Genomic DNA, 13,819 nt, shown 5'->3' with positions numbered 1-13,819 from the left:
ACCTTATTCTTGTACGGTCCCGAAATCGCCGAGCGGCCAGAACACGAAGTTCGTTTTGCCGACGACGTCCTCTTTCGGGACAAAGCCGATTTCACGGCTGTCTTTCGAGTTTTGTCGATTGTCACCCATCACGAAGTACGAACCTTCCGGGACGACCGTTTCGCCCGTCACTTGTTCGAGCGTGAAGTTTTCGGTAAGAGGAAAGCCGTTCATCTGGGCCTGGAAATCCTCTAAATACGGTTCTTCGACCGCTTCGCCGTTCAAGTAAAGCGTATCGTCCCGATATTCGAGCGTGTCGCCAGGAATGGCGATGACGCGTTTAATATAGTCTTTTGATTCCGTCGCGTGGAAGACGATAATATCGCCCCGATCGAGCTCACCGACGTAGTTCGAAATTTTGCTGACGATCATGCGATCGGCATTTTGGAGCGTCGGCATCATTGACTCTCCCTCGACGATGACAGGTACAAAGATGAACGTCCGGATCACGAACGCGATGACGAGCGCCACGACGATCGCCTTAAGCCAACTGAACACTTCTTTCAACTTGCCTCACTCCTCTGTCCGTTTGAACTTATTGTACTAGAAAAAAAGAAGCTTGTCGCAAGCGACAAGCTTAATCCCCATCTTAACGACGGATTTCTTTAATACGTGCTGCTTTACCGCGAAGGTTGCGGAGGTAGTAGAGTTTCGCACGACGGACTTTACCGTAACGAACGACTTCGATTTGCGCGACACGCGGTGAGTGAAGCGGGAATGCACGCTCAACACCTACGCCGTAAGAAATCTTACGGACTGTGAATGTTTCGCTGATGCCGCCACCTTTACGCTTAATGACAACGCCTTCGAAGATCTGGATACGCTCACGCGTTCCCTCTACGACTTTAACGTGGACACGTACTGTGTCACCAGGACGGAAAGCAGGTACGTCCGATTTGAATTGTTCTTCTGTGATTTCACGGAACAGTTTTTGTGTGTTCATGAATTGTTCTCCTTTTTCTTCAATGTTCATATCTTCATCTGCCCAAGCATCCAATAGCGGAACATCGGTAATCGGTGGGGGTTAACCCACATGCTCAAACATAGCATAATTTGGTCAATCGCGCAACGATTCAATGAATTTTTTATCCGCCTTCGACAGGTCGATTTGCTCGAGCAGTTCCGGCCGCCGTCGATACGTGCGTTCAAGTGACCGTTCACGACGCCACGTCTCGATGTTGGCGTGATTGCCCGACAAGAGGACGTCCGGTACCTTGAGGCCCCGGAAGTCGGCCGGACGCGTATAGTGCGGGTATTCGAGGAGTCCCGTCGAAAACGAGTCGTCCTCGTGGCTCGCCTGGTCGCCGAGCACTTCCGGGATGAGGCGCACCGTGGCATCGATCATGACCATCGCCGCGAGCTCACCGCCGGTCATGACGAAATCGCCGATTGACACTTCGTCCGTCGCGAGCTCGTCATGGATCCGTTGGTCGAACCCTTCATAATGACCGCACAAAAAGATGAGGTGTTCCTCGGACGCCCACTCTTCTGCCATTCGTTGGTCAAAACGGCGTCCGGTCGGTGTCGTGACGACGACACGGGGACGCGTCTTCGCGATCGCGTCAAAGGCGTCAAAAATCGGTTGCGGGGTGAGTAGCATGCCCGCCCCGCCCCCGTACGGATAATCGTCGACTTTGTGGTGCTTGTTCGTCGAGAAGTCACGGAAGTTCGTGAACGCCATCTCGACGTGACCGAGCGTGCGCGCCCGTCCGACGATCGAATGATCGAGCGGGGCGAACATCTCAGGGAATAAGGTTAAGACATCAATCTTCATCGTCGATCATTCCCGGAATCGGGGTGATGACGACACGTTTCGCCTCGACATCAATGTCGCTCACGACCGATTCGATGTACGGGATGAGCGCATCCGACTTGCCAGGGCGTTTGATGACCCAGACGTCGTTCGCGCCGGTCTCGAAGATGTCATCGACGACTCCGATGACCTCACCCTCGACGACAGCCTCACAGCCGATAATCTCATGATAATAAAACTCATGTTCCGGCAACTCGTGGACGTGCTCGACGTGGACATACAACTTCATCCCTTTATATTTCTCGACGAGATTGATGTTCTCGAGTCCTTTGAACGTGACGAGATGGAACTGCTTGTGTGGACGATACGTCGTCACTTCGAACGGCACTTTCTTGCCGTCGATGTCTAAATAGAGCGTCTCGCCCTTCTTGAAGCGCTCCGCCGGAAAATCGGTCGCGGCGAGCAACTTCAATTCTCCTTTTAAGCCATGGGTGTTGGCGATCTTACCTACGTATAACCATTCCATTGTTATGCCTCCTCACAAAAATGGGCCGACCTCATAAAAGGTCGGCCACATCCTTACTTCGCGTTTTTCGCGTTGTGGAATTTCTCCATGATCCCTGCTTTAGAGAACAAGTTACGTACTGTGTCAGATGGCTTCGCGCCGTCTGCCAACCATTTGAGAGCGAGTTCTTCGTTGATGCGAACTTCTGCTTCTGGTTTTGCAACCGGGTTGTAGTGACCGAGTTGCTCGATGAAGCGGCCATCACGTGGTGAACGTGAATCAGCTACAACGATCCGGTAGAAAGGTGATTTGTTTGCGCCCATGCGCTTGAGACGAATTTTAACTGCCATGGTAATATACCTCCATCATGTGTTTAAGAATTGACAACTTTAATAGTATACTGCTTTTTTGTCCGACTGACAAAAGTTTTCTTAGAAGAATGGAAGGCCGAGACCTTTTTTCTTCCCTTTCATTTGTCCTGACATCTGCTTCATGAGCTTCTTCATGTCATCGAACTGTTTGATGAGACGGTTCACTTCCTGGATGGAGCGACCGCTCCCTTTTGCGATCCGCTTGCGACGACTCGCGTTGAGCACTTCAGGATTGGAGCGCTCATGCTTCGTCATCGAGCGAATGATCGCCTCGACATGATCAAGTTGCTTCTCGTCGATTTGGACGTTCTTCAACCCTTTCATCTTACCTGCACCAGGTAACATCGAGAGCAATTCATCAATCGGGCCCATGTTTTTCACTTGACCCAATTGCTCGATAAAATCATCGAACGTGAACGATGCGTCGCGAATTTTGCTTTCAAGCTCTTTCGCGGCATCTTGGTCCATCTGTGACTCGGCTTTTTCAATGAGCGTGAGCACGTCACCCATTCCAAGAATCCGTGACGCCATGCGTTCCGGGTGGAAAGGTTCGAGGGCATCCAACTTTTCACCGAGACCGACGAATTTAATCGGCGCTCCCGTGACTGCCTTGATTGAAAGGGCTGCCCCACCACGTGTGTCACCGTCGAGCTTCGTGAGCACGACGCCGGTGATTCCGAGTTTCTCATTGAAGCTATCGGCCACGTTGACCGCATCTTGACCCGTCATCGCATCGACGACGAGGAAGATTTCATTTGGTTTGGCAATCGTCTTCACGTTTTCGAGCTCGCCCATGAGCGTCTCGTCAATATGAAGTCGACCGGCCGTATCGATCAACACGAAATCGTGATGATTGGTTTTGGCGTACTCGAGCGCTTTTGTGACGATTTCTTCCGGCTTCACTTGGTCGCCAAGTGAGAACACCGGTAAATCGAGCTGCTTGCCGAGTGTCTCGAGCTGTTTGATGGCCGCAGGCCGATAAATATCTGCCGCGACGAGAAGTGGACTCCGGTTATGCTTTTTGCGAATCAAATTCGCGAGCTTACCGGTCGTCGTCGTTTTCCCCGCACCTTGTAACCCGACCATCATGACGACTGTCGGTGGTTTTGGGTTAAATGTGATTGGGACGACGTCGCTTCCCATCAAGTTCGTTAGCTCTTCATGAACGATTTTGACAACTTGTTGGCCAGGTGTCAACGATTTCATGACGTCTTGGCCGATGGCCCGTTCTTTCACGTCGTTGACGAACTGTTTGACCACTTTGAAGTTGACATCGGCTTCAAGGAGAGCGAGACGAACTTCTCTCATCATCTCTTTGACATCTGCTTCGGAAATTTTACCTTTCCCCCGCATTTTCGCCAGTGTCGATTGCAACCGTTCGGATAATCCTTCAAATGCCATGCTTCAGCCCCCTACTCTAAATTCTCAAGCGCCGAAATCGTTTCCGTCAAATCGGGCGAGTGCTCGACTTGACGTTTGAGCGTTTGAAGCAGTTGTTGCCGCTGTTCGAATTTCTCGAACAAGGCCAACTTCTCCTCATACTGCTCAAGCATCGCTTCGGTACGCTTTATGTTATCGTAGACCGCTTGACGGCTGACTTCAAACTCTTCCGCAATCTCTCCGAGCGAGTAGTCATCTAGGTAATAAAGAGACATATAGTTGCGCTGTTTCGGTGTGAGAAGCGCTTGATAAAAATCGAACAGATAGTTCATTCGATTCGTCTTTTCGAGCGACATGACCTCCACCTCCACATGTTAAGTGAAATCCCTTTACAACTACCAATAGTACAGCCGTCCCCACCTCTTGTCAAGTTTTTTTCTTAACAGTGAAAGTTAGGCGAGGTCATCGTTTGTCTGTTGTTTTTCTTCGAAGATGTCCCCGAATAATCCGTACACGAACTGTTCCGGGTCGAACGCCTGTAAATCATCAACTTTCTCACCGAGACCGACATATTTGACCGGGATATCGAGCTCGTTTCGAATCGCGAGCACGATCCCCCCTTTAGCCGTCCCGTCGAGCTTCGTGAGGACGATCCCGCTCACGTTCGTCGCTTCTTTGAACGCTTTCGCTTGAACCATCGCGTTTTGTCCCGTTGTGGCATCTAACGCGAGCAATACCTCGTGCGGCCCGTTCGGTACTTCACGTTCGATGACGCGCTTCACTTTCTCGAGCTCTTTCATCAAGTTGACCTTGTTTTGCAAACGTCCGGCCGTGTCACAGATCAAGACGTCGACGCCGCGTGATTTCGCTGCCTGCACAGCGTCGAACACGACCGCGGCCGGGTCCGACCCTTCGGCTTGACGGATGACCGGGACTCCGACGCGTTCGCCCCAGACTTGGAGCTGATCGATGGCACCGGCCCGGAACGTGTCGCCTGCCGCGAGCATGACCGAACGCCCTTCCGACTTCAATTGATGGGCGAGTTTGCCGATCGTCGTCGTTTTGCCGACACCATTGACGCCGACGAACAAGATGACCGTCAATCCGTCCTGCATGTTCAACTCACGATCCGCCTCGTCTTCTTGGAGACGGTTCGCCACGACTTCGACGAGGGCGTCACGGACACCGACCGGGTCTTTCAAATTGCGACGTTTCACTTCCTCTTTCAAATCTTCGACGAGGTCCATCGTCGTCGTCACGCCGACATCCGCCTGGATGAGCAAATCCTCGAGTTCATCGAAGAAATCCTCATCGACTTCGCGGAACCGATAGACGAGGTCGTTGACGGCACTGGCAAATCCGTCTCGTGTCTTCGTCAATCCGTCGGTAAACTTTTGCGACACCTCTTGTGTCGAGGTCGTCAATTTATCTTTTAACTTCTTAAAAAAACTCAACTTAATTCCTCCATCTCTTGTTCCGTCTCGACGACGCGCTTCGCTTCGGATAGTTCGACCGAAAGCACCTCGGAGACACCGTTTTGTTGCATCGTCACGCCGTAGAGCGTGTCCGCCGCCTCCATCGTCCCTTTACGGTGGGTGATGATGACGAATTGTGTATCGATTGAGAGCGTCCGGATATATTCCCCGAACCGATGGACGTTCGCCTCGTCGAGAGCCGCCTCGACTTCATCGAGCACACAGAACGGGACGGGTCTCGTTTTCAGGATGGCGAACAGAAGCGCGATCGCCGTCAAGGCCCGCTCTCCGCCTGATAACAGACTGAGCGTCTGCAACTTCTTCCCGGGCGGTTTGGCGACGATCTCGATGCCCGTGTTGAGCAGGTCGGACTCGTCGACGAGTTTCAAATCAGCCTCACCCCCGCCGAACAGCTCGTTGAACGTCTGTTTAAAGTGACCACGAACGAGCGTGTACGTCTCTTTGAACAAGCGCGTCACTTCACGGTCCATCTCGGTGATGATGTCGTATAAATCCTCTTTGGCGCTGACGAGGTCGTCCCGTTGCTCGGACAAGAACATGAAGCGTTCATTGACGAGGTCGAACTCCTCGATCGCGTTCAAGTTGACCGGTCCGATTTCTTCGATTTGACGAACGAGCAGTTTGAACTCTTCTTTCGCCTCATCGAGCGGAATCGTGAGGGTCGGAAGCAAATCGAGGACGAGCCCTCGTTCCTCGAGCGCGTCGAGTTTCCACTTCCGCTTCAACTCGAGCTCGTTCGCCTCGGTCTCGAGCTTGCGGACATCCGCCTCGACCCGACGACGCACGTCCGACGCCTGTTGTTCACGCTGTCTGAGGATGCGATACGACTCTTCTTCAGCGTGGAGCTGTTTCGTATGCAACGCCATCCGCTCTTTCAATCCGTCCATCTGTTTGACCGCCTCGACGTGCTCGAGCTCGAGCTCGGCAGACGAGACGACCCGGCCGCTTGCCACATGTTCGAGCTCACGCTCGATCTGCCCAAGACGGGCCGTCTGTTTAGCGACCTCGGCCTCGAGCCGCTCGACTTCTGCGCGGACGCGGTCGAGGTCGAGCATATTGCGTTGACGATCGAGTTCATTTTGACGAATGGCTGCCTGAAGTTGCCCCGTCGTCTCGGCGCCTTTGGCTTGCTCGCCGCGGAGCGCCTCGAGTTCGGTCCGAATCGAGGCTTGCAATGCATCAGTCGCCTCAAGTTCTTCGGCGAGCCTTGTCAACTCATTCGTAGCGGATGTGATCGTTTGGGCGTAACGCGCCATCTCATGGTCGAACAGTTCGAGTTGCGCTTTGGCGTCTTGCGACACCCGTTCCAAGTTTCTAAACGCCTGTTCCGTCGAACGGAGCGTCTCTTCGGCCTCGCGCTTCTTGAGCCTGAGCGTCTGGAGCGACGCACGCAGTCGGGACATCTCATCGGTGTACGTCGACACCCGCAACTGTTGCTCGTGAAGCATGGCCAACCCTTGCGTCAATCCTTGCTTCAAATCATCGAGTTCACGGGACTGGGTGAACAAGGCGACACCTTGCTTCCGGCTACCCCCGGTCATCGAACCGCCAACGTTGACGATATCCCCTTCGAGCGTGACGATGCGATAGCGATACCCCGTCGTCTTGGCGATCCGGTTGGCCACCTCGAGGGAATTGGCCACGATCACGGCGCCGAGGAGCGACCGTTTCAACTTTTCGTAGGCCGGGTCCGTCTCGACGAGGTCGGCGGCGATGCCGACGAATCCGTCGACTGATTCGAGACGGTGTGCGACTTCACTCGGGACATAACGTTCCTTCACGCTCGTCATCGGTACGAACGTGGCTCGTCCGGCACTTGCTTTCCGTAATCGTTCAATCTCTCGGCGTCCGACTTCTTCCGTCTCGACGACGATATGTTGTTGCGTCTGACCGAGCGCCGTCTCGATGGCGGCCTCATAGGACGGGAGAACGCGAATCAATTCTGCGACGGCACCGAGCACGCCCGGTCCCCGTTCTTTCAAGACAAATTTGACCGCATGGAAATAGCCTTCGTACGACTGTTTCATCCGTTCGAGCAACTCGATCCGGTCCTCGGTCTTCTGACGCCGGCGGTCAAGGTCGTGGTACGATTGCTCGGCCCGCGACAATTTGTCTCGAAGCGTCGCTTCCCGTTCGGTCAAATCGGCTTCTTCCGCCATGAGCGTCTCCCACGTGTGCCGAGCCTCGTCGAGACGAGCTTGTTCGGCCTCGAGTGATGCCGTCTGTTCGGTCCGCACGTCAAGGCGATCCTTGTTTTCACGAAGCAGACGAGCTTTCGCTTCTTCCGCTTGTTCGATATCGCGCCGTTCCCGCTTCTGTTGGTTGCTCAGCGTGGCCCGTGTCGTCGCCAACTCGAACGCCTCGCCTTGAAGCTGTTCGATTTCTGCGTTAAAGTCACGCGTCGCCGCCGTCAATTGCGCGTCAAGTTCGGCACGTGCCGCTTCCACGGTATGTAACGCCTCAGCTTTTGACGCCATATCCGCGTTTGCCACGTTCAACTTCTGCGTCAACTGTTCGGTCTCTTCGGCCAATTCGACCCGTTGGCGCTCGAGGCGTTCTTTCGTCTCCGCCCCGTGCTCTTCACGGGCTTTCGCGAGCTTGATCTCACCTGTCAACCGTTCCAGCTCGGTCGCTTGAGACCGTTCTTCTTGATGGAGCGTGTCGAGCGTTTCTCGATCTTTGGCGAGTGCCGCCTCAAGCGTCGTCCGCTCTTCTGAAATCGCGGTCAACGCGCCGTCTTGCTCGGCGAGATTCGTCTCTGCCGTCCGCAGTTGCTCGGACACACGAGCGATGCCCGTACCAAGTTCTGTGATCTCGGCGCCGAGAATACCCGTCTCGAGCTCATCGTGGCGCGCTTTGGCGACTTGATACTCGCGTGCGAGCGCGGCCTGCTCTCGGAGCGGTTCGACCCGATCGGCGAGTTCATACAAAATGTCATCGACCCGAGACAAGTTCAACTCGGTGTCTTGGAGCTTCCGTTCGGCTTGTTTTTTACGCTGCCGGTACTTCAACACCCCGGCCGCTTCTTCGATGACAGCCCGACGATCTTCCGGTTTCCCGGAGATGACTTGCTCGACCCGTCCTTGCCCGATGATGGCGAACGCATCGCGTGATAGGCCCGTATCCATGAACAGGTCGATCACATCTTTAAGCCGGCACGGCTTCTTGTTCATGAAGTAGTCGCTGTCGCCGCTCCGCGTGACACGGCGCGTCACACTGACTTCTTCATACGGCAACCGCAAATGGGCGTCCGTGTTGTCTAGGACGAGCGTCACTTCGGCGACGTTGCGATGGTTCTCACCTTCACTGCCGGCAAAAATGACGTCTTCCATTTTCGCTCCGCGGAGCGATTTGGCCGACTGCTCACCGAGTACCCAGCGAACAGCGTCCGATATATTTGATTTTCCGCTCCCGTTCGGCCCAACCACGGCTGTGACGCCGGGACGAAAATCCAGTTCAATCCGCTTGGCAAACGATTTAAAGCCAGCGAGTTCGATTCGTTTTAAGTGCATCGTGACCATCCTATCCTCAGTAAGCATTCATTTGTTTATTTTACCACAGTTGCCAGTTCGTCAAAATGCTAGAATCATGCTATTCTAAAAAGAACTGTAGAAAGGGGTACGACCGATGACTAACGAACAAATGATTGAGGAAATTCTCGACAAAATGAACATCATCAACCGCGGCGCCATCAAAGCGGAAGAATATAACCGTGCCGACGCCTCGGCCGTCAAAGAGATTTACGACTACGTGATGAACCGCTCATCGCTGTCGATCTCTGAAGTGGATGGGATTGTCGAAGAACTCGGACAATTGACGTGATGAGATGACAGAAAAGGAGTGGACCCCTTGAGGTCCACTCCTTTTCTTATAGGCCGGCGTACTGCCGGTTGAATTCAATCAACGCTTCTTTCGCCGCGAGTTGCTCGGCTTCTTTCTTCGATCGGCCGATGCCTTCGCCGACGATATCGTCTGACAGACGGGCATGGGCGACGAACTCCCGGCTATGGGCCGGACCACGCTCTTCGATAATCGTGTACGAGACAGGCCCGAGACCTTCTCGCTGGACGCTTTCTTGGAGCTGACTCTTATAATCGGTCTGTTCTTCAAACACACCGGCCAAGACTTTCGGAAAAACCGCTTCGGCGAGGAACTGTTCGACTGGTTCAATCCCTTGGTCCAGATAGAGCGCGCCGATGTATGACTCGAACACATCCGCGAGTAGCGCCGGACGCTTGCGTCCGCCGGTCAACTCTTCGCCTTTCCCAAGCAAGATAAAATCAGAGAAAGCATAGGCTTCCGCAAAGTTGACGAGTGATGGCTCACAGACGATGGCCGCCCGCAACTTCGTTAATTCCCCCTCGGAGCGCTCCGGATACGTCTCATACAAAAACCGAGACACCGTCAACTCGAGCACCGCGTCGCCTAGAAACTCTAAGCGCTCATTGTCTTTTTTCAGACCGCGTTGTTCGTTGACGTATGAGGAGTGGGTGAACGCTTGCATCAATAGGTCTTGGTTCGCGAATCGAACCGACAGCCGTTCTTCAAGTACTTTAAACTGCTCAAGAATCCGTGACCGCTCGAGCTCATTTCGCCGACGCCGTTGCGCCGACCCTTGACGGTCAAACCGTCGCTTGTCCTTTGTCATAATTCCCTCCGTGTATAAGCACAAGCCCACCGCTCATGACGAGCGGTGGGAGGCTTGATTACAATTTAGTTTCGATGTAAGCGACGACGTCGCCAACAGTCGCGAGCTTCTCAGCATCTTCGTCTTCGATTGTGATATCGAACTTGTCTTCAAGGTCCATGACCATTTCCATTACTTCGAGCGAATCCGCACCGAGGTCATCCTTGAATGATTTGTCGGCTGTGATCTCAGATACATCTTTCCCGAGTTTCTCTGCCACTGCTGCTTGTACGTCTACTAAGATTTGTTCTGTTGTCATGATAAAATCCCTCCAAATTAAAGTATATAAAATGTGTTTCGATTGGTAAAGTTCTGATTTTAAGCCATCGTCATGCCGCCGTCAACGGCGATCGTCTGACCCGTCACGTAAGCCGCTTGGTGAGAGGCGAGGAATGAGACGAGGTTCGCCACATCTTCGACCTGACCGAAGCGATTGAACGGGATTTGACCGAGCGTCGCCTCGCGTTGCGCATCTGTCAACGCGTCGGTCATGTCCGTCTGGATGAAACCAGGACAGACGGCGTTCACCGTCACGTGACGTCCGGCGAGTTCACGCGCGACCGACTTCGTCAGCCCGATGAGCCCCGCTTTCGCCGCCGCGTAGTTCGCCTGACCGGCATTCCCCGTGATCCCGACGACCGAAGCGATATTGATGATGCGGCCCGCCTTCGATTTCAAGAGCGTCCGCGTCGCGGCTTGCGACGTCAAGAACGCACCTTTCAAGTTTGTCGACAGGACATCGTCAAAGTCAGCTTCCTTCATGCGCATAAGCAGACCGTCCCGCGTGATGCCTGCATTGTTGACGAGACAATCGATGCGGCCGTACGTGTCGACCGCCGTCTTGATGAGTGCTTTCACATCATCACTGTTCGAGACGTCGGCTTTGACGGCGATGGCCTCGCCACCGTTCGCTTCGATCTCGCTGACGACGGCGTTCGCTTTCTCAACACTACCCGAGTAATTCACGACGACCCGAAAGCCGTCCTCCCCTAAACGCTTCGCGATGGCGGCCCCGATTCCTCGAGATGCGCCTGTCACGATTGCTACTTGGTCATGCACGTACTTCTCCTCCTAACGCGGCCACCTCTTCGAGCGTCGTCGCCTGTTTGATCGTCACTTTCGAATCGATCCGTTTGATAAGACCTGACAGCGGTGACGTCGGACCGAACTCGATGAACGTGTCGACGCCAGCGTCGATCGCTTTGCGAACACACGCTTCGAATCGGACCGAGGCGTACAATTGCTCGGTGAGAAGTGCTTTCAATTTTTCCGGGTCAGTATGGACATCCGCATCGACGTTGGAAATGATCCCAATCGCCGCCGGTTTGAACGGCGAAGAAGCGAGCACATCTTTGAACCGCGTCGCGGCCGGCATCATGTAGGAGCTGTGGAACGCCCCTGAGACGTTCAGCGGCAAGACGCGTTTCGCGCCCGCTTCTTTCAAGTCTGTTTCGGCCTGTTTGACCGCATCGACATGCCCCGAGATGACGAACTGACCCGGGCAGTTGTAGTTGGCGATTTGTACAAGGTTCCCGCTAGCACTGATTTTCTCCGTCACATGGAACGCTTCGTCGACATCGGTCATACCGATGACGGCTGCCATCGTCCCATCCTTCACTTCTGACATGAGCTTGCCGCGTTCGTGGACGAGCACGCTCGCTTCTTCCAAGTCGATGACGCCGGCGACGACGAGTGCCGCATATTCTCCGACGCTGTGACCGATCACCAAGTCTGGAGTCGCCCCCGTTTTGGCGTGAGCTTGTGCGAGTGATGCCGCATGCGCCACGATGGCCGGTTGGGCCACTTCTGTCCGTTGAAGCTCTTCTTTTGATCCTGCCGCCATGGCGTCGAGTAAATCAAATCCGAGGCGACGGTTGATCGCTTGCAGTTGTTCAGGATTGTCGAGGAACGTTTGGCCCATGCCGACGGCTTGTGACCCTTGTCCCGGAAATACCCATGCTGTTTTCCCCATGTACTCACCTTCTTTGAATTAGTTTGTGGCTTTTGCTTGTTTGATTTTCGCGACGACGTCGTGATCGACCATGATTTTCGCCTGTTTGAGCGCGCTCATGATGGCGAGCGCGTCGCTCGAACCGTGTGCTTTAATGACCGGGGCGTTGATTCCGAACAAGCCGGCCCCACCGTGTTCCCGATAATCTAATGTTTGTTTCAATCGCTTCAACTTCGGTTTTAAGACGAGAGCGGCGAGCTTCGAGACGAGATCGCTCGTGAACTGCTCTTTCATCATCTTCATGAGCATCGACGACGAACCTTCGACACCTTTGAGCAAGATGTTTCCGGCGAACCCTTCCGTGACGATGACATCGACATCACCGGACATCGCCTCGCGCGCTTCCACGTTGCCGACAAAGTGGACCGGGGCTTGTTCAAGGAGGGGGTACGCCTCTTTCGTGAGGGCGTTTCCTTTCCCAGCCTCGGTCCCGATGTTCAGTAGCGCGACCCGCGGACGTTTGACGCCACGAACGTGCTCGGCATAGAGCGAGCCCATGATCGCATAGTCGACCAAGTGCTCGGCCTTCGCGTCCGGGTTGGCCCCGACGTCTAAAATGACGACACCGCTACCCGTATATGTAGGGAACGTAGGTGACAACGCGGGGCGCTCGATTCCTGGGATCCGTCCGATGACGAACAGTGACGCCGCCATGAGAGCACCGGTATTCCCAGCCGAGACGAGTGCGTCGGCCTCTCCGTCTTTGACGAGTTTGGCCGCCACGACGAGTGAGCTGTCCTTTTTGCGACGGACGGCTCGGACCGGTTCGTCGTCCCCGGTGATGACTTCGCTCGCTGGAACGATTTTGATTCGCGGGTCGGTCAACCCGTACGAAGCGAGTTTGACCTCATCTCCGACTAAAAACAGTTCCATCGATTCGTTCGGGAATGCGTCGGCAAACTGCTTGACGCCTTCCACGATCGCTTTCGGGGCGTGATCCCCGCCCATTGCATCAATTGCTAATTTCATGCCTGTTCCTCCTCACCGCGACGATAAATCGTGAAGTCTCCGCTAAAGACACACTCTTCGCCGACATAACTATCCACTGTGACGTCCGTTCTTCCGTCCCGACGCAGTTTGATCACACGAGCCTTGGCAACGACTCGCTCTCCAAGATGGACTTGGCGACTGAAGCGGATGTCCGCTTTAGTGGTCAACGCCAATTCATCATTGATGAGCGCCACCGCTAACGAGTTGGCCTGGGCGAACAATACATGTCCCCGGGCGATCTCGTTGCGGCTAAAGACGTGTTCTCTCTCAATGTCGAGAACCGAGATGGCCGATTCATCGAGCTTCAAGTCAATCATATCACCGATGACCTCGCTCATGGCGAGCGACTTCACTTCATCGAGGTGTTCTGAAGCAACATGCTTAATCCGTTCTCTCACTTCCGGAATTTTCAACTCCATCCGATCGAGACGAATCGTTTGAATACTGACGGCGAACTGCTTCGACAGCTCTTCGTCTTTGATGAACGGGTTACGATCAATCGTTTCTTGCAATAAGCGTTGCCGCTCTTTCTTAGGTACCCGCATTCAGTTCCCTCCTAAACTCTATGCTAAAGAACTTAATACCTG

The 13,819-nt window shown here is 54.1% G+C and carries 16 protein-coding genes; 1 reads left to right on the top strand and 15 read right to left on the bottom strand.

The annotated features are described in order from the left end of the window. Nucleotides 1-3 precede the first annotated feature (3 nt). From lepB to smc, 9 genes are all read right to left on the bottom strand, one after another. Nucleotides 4-546 (bottom strand): signal peptidase I, encoded by a 543-nt coding sequence (lepB, locus tag KNP79_RS01165; protein ID WP_034777162.1) that lies wholly within the window; start codon nt 544-546, stop codon nt 4-6. A gap of 82 nt (nt 547-628) precedes the next feature. Continuing rightward, nucleotides 629-982 carry a 50S ribosomal protein L19 gene (gene rplS / locus KNP79_RS01160; RefSeq protein WP_015881369.1) on the bottom strand — a complete coding sequence of 118 codons (354 nt, stop codon included), beginning with the start codon at nt 980-982 and terminating at the stop codon, nt 629-631. Between the two features lie 114 nt (nt 983-1,096). After that, the gene (gene trmD, locus KNP79_RS01155; protein ID WP_215190894.1) at nt 1,097-1,813 is read right to left on the bottom strand and encodes a tRNA (guanosine(37)-N1)-methyltransferase TrmD; all 717 of its coding nucleotides are present in this window, start codon (nt 1,811-1,813) and stop codon (nt 1,097-1,099) included. After that, complete coding sequence (gene rimM / locus KNP79_RS01150; protein WP_214823248.1) at nt 1,803-2,318, bottom strand: ribosome maturation factor RimM; 516 nt, start codon at nt 2,316-2,318, stop codon at nt 1,803-1,805. Before rimM ends, trmD begins: the two co-directional genes overlap by 11 nt. Before the next feature lie 53 nt (nt 2,319-2,371). Further along, entirely contained in the window at nt 2,372-2,647 is a 276-nt protein-coding gene (gene rpsP / locus KNP79_RS01145; RefSeq protein ID WP_021067098.1) for a 30S ribosomal protein S16, read from the bottom strand. Between the two features lie 81 nt (nt 2,648-2,728). Beyond that, nucleotides 2,729-4,069, bottom strand: a complete 1,341-nt coding sequence (gene ffh / locus KNP79_RS01140; protein WP_034777156.1) for a signal recognition particle protein — start codon at nt 4,067-4,069, stop codon at nt 2,729-2,731. An 11-nt stretch (nt 4,070-4,080) separates the two neighbouring features. Beyond that, the gene (locus KNP79_RS01135; RefSeq protein ID WP_034777154.1) at nt 4,081-4,404 is read right to left on the bottom strand and encodes a putative DNA-binding protein; all 324 of its coding nucleotides are present in this window, start codon (nt 4,402-4,404) and stop codon (nt 4,081-4,083) included. 96 nt (nt 4,405-4,500) lie between these two features. After that, entirely contained in the window at nt 4,501-5,502 is a 1,002-nt protein-coding gene (ftsY, locus tag KNP79_RS01130; RefSeq protein ID WP_215190893.1) for a signal recognition particle-docking protein FtsY, read from the bottom strand. After that, complete coding sequence (smc, locus tag KNP79_RS01125; protein ID WP_215190892.1) at nt 5,499-9,056, bottom strand: chromosome segregation protein SMC; 3,558 nt, start codon at nt 9,054-9,056, stop codon at nt 5,499-5,501. Before smc ends, ftsY begins: the two co-directional genes overlap by 4 nt. Before the next feature lie 115 nt (nt 9,057-9,171). Between smc and KNP79_RS01120 the strand changes: the two genes are divergently transcribed. Next, nucleotides 9,172-9,366 carry a DUF1128 family protein gene (locus KNP79_RS01120; RefSeq protein ID WP_021067093.1) on the top strand — a complete coding sequence of 65 codons (195 nt, stop codon included), beginning with the start codon at nt 9,172-9,174 and terminating at the stop codon, nt 9,364-9,366. Between the two features lie 46 nt (nt 9,367-9,412). Here KNP79_RS01120 and rnc read toward each other — a convergent pair whose 3' ends face one another. From rnc to fapR, 6 genes are read right to left on the bottom strand one after another with little or no spacing between them, the layout of a single operon-like run. Beyond that, nucleotides 9,413-10,192 carry a ribonuclease III gene (gene rnc / locus KNP79_RS01115; protein ID WP_214752698.1) on the bottom strand — a complete coding sequence of 260 codons (780 nt, stop codon included), beginning with the start codon at nt 10,190-10,192 and terminating at the stop codon, nt 9,413-9,415. A gap of 58 nt (nt 10,193-10,250) precedes the next feature. Next, nucleotides 10,251-10,490, bottom strand: a complete 240-nt coding sequence (gene acpP, locus KNP79_RS01110; protein WP_021067091.1) for an acyl carrier protein — start codon at nt 10,488-10,490, stop codon at nt 10,251-10,253. A 59-nt stretch (nt 10,491-10,549) separates the two neighbouring features. Next, nucleotides 10,550-11,290, bottom strand: coding sequence for a 3-oxoacyl-[acyl-carrier-protein] reductase (gene fabG, locus KNP79_RS01105; protein WP_034777149.1), 741 nt, complete (start codon nt 11,288-11,290; stop codon nt 10,550-10,552). After that, on the bottom strand, nt 11,283-12,203 hold the full coding sequence (gene fabD / locus KNP79_RS01100; RefSeq protein WP_034777148.1) for an ACP S-malonyltransferase: 921 nt from the start codon (nt 12,201-12,203) through the stop codon (nt 11,283-11,285). Before fabD ends, fabG begins: the two co-directional genes overlap by 8 nt. 18 nt (nt 12,204-12,221) lie before the next feature. Then, entirely contained in the window at nt 12,222-13,211 is a 990-nt protein-coding gene (gene plsX, locus KNP79_RS01095) for a phosphate acyltransferase PlsX (protein ID WP_034777147.1), read from the bottom strand. Continuing rightward, entirely contained in the window at nt 13,208-13,777 is a 570-nt protein-coding gene (gene fapR, locus KNP79_RS01090) for a transcription factor FapR (RefSeq protein ID WP_021067087.1), read from the bottom strand. The genes plsX and fapR overlap by 4 nt, the downstream gene beginning before the upstream one ends. Nucleotides 13,778-13,819: the final 42 nt, after the last annotated feature.

The sequence above is a fragment of the Exiguobacterium sp. s7 genome (genome assembly GCF_018618195.1).
Taxonomy (GTDB): domain Bacteria; phylum Bacillota; class Bacilli; order Exiguobacteriales; family Exiguobacteriaceae; genus Exiguobacterium; species Exiguobacterium mexicanum_A.
The sequence above is the reverse complement of the archived record's forward strand: the minus strand, read 5'-3'. Positions and strand labels throughout refer to the sequence as shown.